This window comes from Streptomyces sp. ISL-87 (genome assembly GCF_018614095.1).
Classification (GTDB): domain Bacteria; phylum Actinomycetota; class Actinomycetes; order Streptomycetales; family Streptomycetaceae; genus Streptomyces.
Genome location: NZ_JAGGOY010000135.1, coordinates 1 through 4,557, shown reverse-complemented (window position 1 = coordinate 4,557; position 4,557 = coordinate 1). Strand labels below are relative to the sequence as shown.

Here is a 4,557-nt window from a genome sequence, read left to right as displayed (position 1 = left end):
TGCCGGTCACGGCACTAGACGCGGGCCGGGGCGCCCTGGTCCAGCAGGGCCCGGCGCTCCTCCTCGGTCAGTCCGCCCCACACGCCGAAGGCCTCGCGGGTCCGCAGCGCGTACGACAGGCACGCGAGGCGCACCGGGCACCCGGCGCACACCCGCTTCGCGGCCTCGTCCCGTTCCTCCCGGTCCTCGCCCCGCTCACCGGCGGGGTGGAAGAACCGGCCCGACCCCAGATCCCGGCAGGCCGCCCGGGACTGCCACTGCCAGTAGTGGTACGCGGAGCCCGGCAGGCGGGAGACGTCGGTCATGGCAGTTCCTTTCCACGGGGGCGTCGGTACTCCCGCGTGTGACCGCTTCCCGCCCCCTGAAACCCGCTGCCCGCCCCCTGAAACCCGCCTCCCGCCGTTCCCGTACGGCAATCACTGGCGCCGGGCCCACTCTTCCGCCAGCAGCCGGTACGAGCGCACCCGGTCCGCGTGGTCGTGCGTGATCGTGGTGATCAGCAGCTCGTCGGCGCCCGTGGCCTCCTGGAGCCGCTCCAGGTGGTCGGCGACCAGGGCGTGGTCCGCCTCCGTCCAAGCCCCGGTCAGCGCACAGGCCTCCGCGGGCGCCCTGGGTAAGGGATCGCGCCCTCGGCCGTACGGATGCTGCGCACCCAGGGCCCGTACCCGGCGGCCAACTCCCGCGCGGACGCGCCGTCCGGCGCCACCACCACATCGGCGGACACCGTCAGGTACGGGAGTGCAGCCGGATCAGCCCGCGCAGGCTGCTGCGGGGGGTGGGGCGGCCGCAACCCACCACGGCAGCCCTGGGTGAGACGTGCGCTCAAGGCCTGAAGGAGATGTTTCCCGGTGCTTCGGAAGAAGCCCTCGAGGCAGGTGGGGCTGTGCTGGCAGCGGATCTGGCGAAGGCTGATTTCGACCGTGGCGTTCACTGGCAGACGGTTGATCCAGAAGTCACACGTCGTCTGCAAGCGATCTTGATGCCAGATCAGACCGTGCAGCCTTCAAACAGGCGGAGGCGGACAGATTCGGCCGCTGAGGGGCAAGCGGATACAGGCGTTGTCACGATGCGGGAGCTGCTGGAGAGCGGCGTCCACTTCGGTCACCAGACCCGTCGCTGGAACCCGAAGATGAAGCGCTTCATCTTCACGGAGCGCAACGGCATCTACATCATCGACCTGCTCCAGTCGCTGTCGTACATCGACCGCGCCTACGAGTTCGTCAAGGAGACCGTCGCCCACGGCGGCACGGTCATGTTCGTGGGTACGAAGAAGCAGGCGCAGGAGGCCATCGCCGAGCAGGCCACCCGCGTCGGCATGCCCTACGTCAACCAGCGCTGGCTGGGCGGCATGCTCGCCAACTTCTCGACCGTCTACAAGCGTCTCCAGCGCCTCAAGGAGCTTGAGCAGATCGACTTCGAGGACGTCGCCGCTTCCGGTCTGACCAAGAAGGAGCTCCTGGTCCTCTCGCGTGAGAAGGCCAAGCTGGAGAAGATCCTCGGTGGTATCCGCGAGATGCAGAAGGTACCCAGCGCCGTCTGGATCGTGGACACCAAGAAAGAGCACATCGCCGTTGGTGAGGCCCGGAAGCTGAACATCCCGGTCGTCGCGATCCTCGACACCAACTGCGAACCCGACGAGGTCGACTACAAGATCCCGGGCAACGACGACGCGATCCGTTCCGTCGCCCTGCTCACCCGTGTGATCGCCGACGCCGTCGCCGAGGGCCTCATCGCCCGCTCCGGTGTCGCCGCCGAGGGCAAGGGCGAGAAGGCCGCGGGCGAGCCGCTGGCCGCGTGGGAGCGCGACCTGCTCGAGGGCGAGAAGAAAGCGGACTTTGAGGCCTCCGCTCTGGCCACTGAGGAACCAGCCGCCGAGGCGGCGGCCGACAATGCCGAACCAGCCTGACCGGTCTTACCTGCCTCACGGGTGATGTGCGATGTGCTTCGGGGTTTCAGAACAGGGAGGGCAGGTGGATGGGCCGGTCGCTGGATGATCTCGCAGAGCACGGAACTCCGCCGGAACGGCGCTTCGCCCGTGACTTCATAGCTCTACACCCGCCGGATGGGCAACGAGCTGAGAAACACTGGGCTCGCGAGCGGGATCGCTATTCGTGTTACCGGGAGGTCGTAGTAGCGCCGTCCGACGACAAGGACTACGTGGTGGAACATATGGCGATGAGATTCCTCTTGAACGTCATGAGCCTGGGTGGGGGCGAGTGCGACTGCTGATGAAAAAATGCATCGGATGGCGTCCGAACTTAGCCTCGGAGTCATGACCGGGATCGACGTAGACGTGGCGGCACTGAGCGAGACGTGCACCCAGGCATTGAAGGAGATGTTCCCAGATGCGTTGGGGGAAGACCTGAAGGCCGGCGGAGACGTGCTGGCGGCAGACTTGAAGAAGGAGTTCGACTTCAGCCGCCACGCCGACCAGGAGGATTTCGATCCAGACGTGGCACGGAGGCTACTAGCGATTTTCACGGAAAATAATGCTGGAGACCCGTCATTGCCTCCAGAACCTTGACAGCAACCCCACCTGACTTGGGTGCCATCTAGCGGGAATCGGGCGGGCAGTCGACCCGCCGTGCGCCTACGCGTCCTCGGTGACGTTGACCGTCGGGCGGTGCCGCTTCGAAGCGGTCTCTCATACGTTCTGAGCGGCAGTCACGAGTGGCCGAAGCGTCGCATGCACATGACGACCTTCGCCCGCATTCGACGTCGCTGACACCTACGTGACGTGTCAGCGCAGGTCAGCGCCCACACGGAGATTCCAGTAGTGGCAAAACTGGAGTTGGCCAGCGCCGCACGGGACGCGGGCGCCCACGCCGAGCTGGAGGTACGGGCACCGGACGGCTCCTGGCGCGCGGACGTACTGGCCACCGACCCGGGCGGGGCCTGGCGGATGGCGCTGGAGGCCCAGCTCTCCCCGATCACAGCGGCCGACATCACCGCCCGCACCATGCGGATGCGCGAGGACGGCGTGGCGTCCTGCTGGTTCAGCGACCGGCCCCGCCCACCGTGGCTGGGCACGGTGCCCTCCTTAGGCTGGCCACGACGGACAACGGGGTACGGGTGGTTGAGGGCCTGGTGAAGTTCGCCCAGGGAGGGTGGGCCGCGGCGCCGGAGGTGCCGGTCGCCGACTTCCTGCGCTGGGTGTTCACCGCCAAGGTCGCCCCGCACACCCCGCACACCCCGCGCACCTGCGGCTGGGCGGTCCGGCCGGGGAAGACTGGCAGACGCGGCTGCTGGCCCAACGGAGCGTACGGGAGGCGGTGGACCACCTGGCCCGTGAGCACGAGATCACCGCGACGGTGGGCCTGAGCATCAACGACCAGCGGTGGGCCGGCGGTACCCCGTTGATCGACGAGGAAGGCGTCCCGTACGCGGTGTGCCTGGGACTCCCGAAGCCACGGCGAGCCGCAAAGTAGCGATCTAACCGCAGGTCAGGCCGCCCGGACTCCATGGTTCCATCAGGCTTGATCCTCCGCTCCGGGTGTCCTTCCGACCGAGTGGTGGCTGCGGACCGGGTGCGGAGGTCGGTTGGTCCGTGGAGTTGGCGATGACCGGCTCGCGGTGGTGCTCGGCCAGGACGTCGAGCATGGCGCGGTCCTTCGGTGGTCTGGGGTGTCGATGCCCCGCTCGATCAGGTGCAGGCCGATCTTCCGTGTTTGCAGGTCTACTCCCGGGGGTTATAGCTGGGTGGCCGTGCGGATCAGCTGGGCGAGGGCGCGGGAGCGGCTGTGTGGGGGCCAGGCTATGTGGGTGATGACGGGGGGTGCGTCGGTGACGGGGACGGCGGTGTGTTCGGCCCATAGCCAGGCGCGGGAGGAGTCGGGGCAGATGGCCGCGGTGCGTCCGAGGGCGATCAGCTGGGCCAGTTGGGTCTGGTCGCGGATCTCGGGGCCGGGGCCGGGAGGGTAGGCGCCGTTGCGGGGCCAGCGGGCGAGCGGAAGATCGGGGACGTGGGTGACGTCGGCCAGGGACAAGGTCTTGTGCGTGGCGAGGGGGTGCCTGGCGGGCAGGACGGCGATCCGTCCCTCGGTCAGTAGTTCCTCGCTGTCGAACCCGGCGAGGGAGTTGAACGGCGTGTGCATGAGCGCCACGTCGGCGCGGCCGTCGCGCAGCAGTATTTCCTGCTCGCCGATGCCGCATGGCAGCACTTCGATCTCGGCGGCGTCGGGCTGGGCCGCGTATGCGTGGAGAAGCTTCCGCAGCAGTTCTTGAGACGCGGCGGCCTTGACCGCCAGGACCAGGCGATCGCGGGGGCCACCCGGATCATCGGCGCCGCCGGCGCGACGGGTGCGGCGGGCGGCGGCGGTGGTCGCGTGCAGGGCGGCGCGGCCCTCGTGCAGCAGCACCTCTCCGGCGCCGGTCAGCGAGACGCCGCGGCGGTTGCGGTCCAGCAGGCAGACGCCGAGGCGCCGTTCGAGCTGCTGGATCGCCCGGGACAGCGGTGGCTGGGCGATGCCGAGGCGCTCGGCGGCTCGGCCGAAGTGCAGTTCCTCGGCGACGGCCACGAAATACCTCAACTCGCGCGTCTCCAGGGTGTCCATGCCC

Annotated in this window: 6 protein-coding genes and 1 pseudogene; 4 read left to right on the top strand and 3 right to left on the bottom strand. The window is 68.6% G+C overall.

Annotated elements, in window-relative coordinates; all coding sequences use genetic code 11:
* Window positions 1-14 precede the first annotated feature (14 nt).
* The gene (locus J7I97_RS36110; RefSeq protein WP_214944143.1) at window positions 15-305 is read right to left on the bottom strand and encodes a WhiB family transcriptional regulator; all 291 of its coding nucleotides are present in this window, start codon (window positions 303-305) and stop codon (window positions 15-17) included.
* Between the two features lie 111 nt (window positions 306-416).
* Window positions 417-736 (bottom strand): annotated as a pseudogene (locus J7I97_RS39335) (LLM class flavin-dependent oxidoreductase); the annotation flags it as partial.
* 330 nt (window positions 737-1,066) lie between these two features.
* Between J7I97_RS39335 and rpsB the strand changes: the two are divergent.
* The 4 genes from rpsB (at window position 1,067) to J7I97_RS36090 (ending at window position 3,428) form a co-directional block, all read left to right on the top strand.
* On the top strand, window positions 1,067-1,906 hold the full coding sequence (gene rpsB / locus J7I97_RS36105) for a 30S ribosomal protein S2 (protein WP_214944141.1): 840 nt from the start codon (window positions 1,067-1,069) through the stop codon (window positions 1,904-1,906).
* Between the two features lie 366 nt (window positions 1,907-2,272).
* The gene (locus tag J7I97_RS36100; protein WP_214944139.1) at window positions 2,273-2,524 is read left to right on the top strand and encodes a hypothetical protein; all 252 of its coding nucleotides are present in this window, start codon (window positions 2,273-2,275) and stop codon (window positions 2,522-2,524) included.
* Between the two features lie 252 nt (window positions 2,525-2,776).
* A complete protein-coding gene (locus J7I97_RS36095) occupies window positions 2,777-3,091 on the top strand; it encodes a hypothetical protein (RefSeq protein ID WP_214944137.1) in 315 nt (104 codons plus the stop codon).
* Between the two features lie 181 nt (window positions 3,092-3,272).
* Window positions 3,273-3,428, top strand: coding sequence for a hypothetical protein (locus J7I97_RS36090; RefSeq protein WP_214944135.1), 156 nt, complete (start codon window positions 3,273-3,275; stop codon window positions 3,426-3,428).
* A 261-nt stretch (window positions 3,429-3,689) separates the two neighbouring features.
* Here the strand turns inward: J7I97_RS36090 and J7I97_RS36085 are convergent, their stop codons facing one another.
* Window positions 3,690-4,553 (bottom strand): LysR family transcriptional regulator, encoded by an 864-nt coding sequence (locus J7I97_RS36085; protein WP_285441155.1) that lies wholly within the window; start codon window positions 4,551-4,553, stop codon window positions 3,690-3,692.
* Window positions 4,554-4,557: the final 4 nt, after the last annotated feature.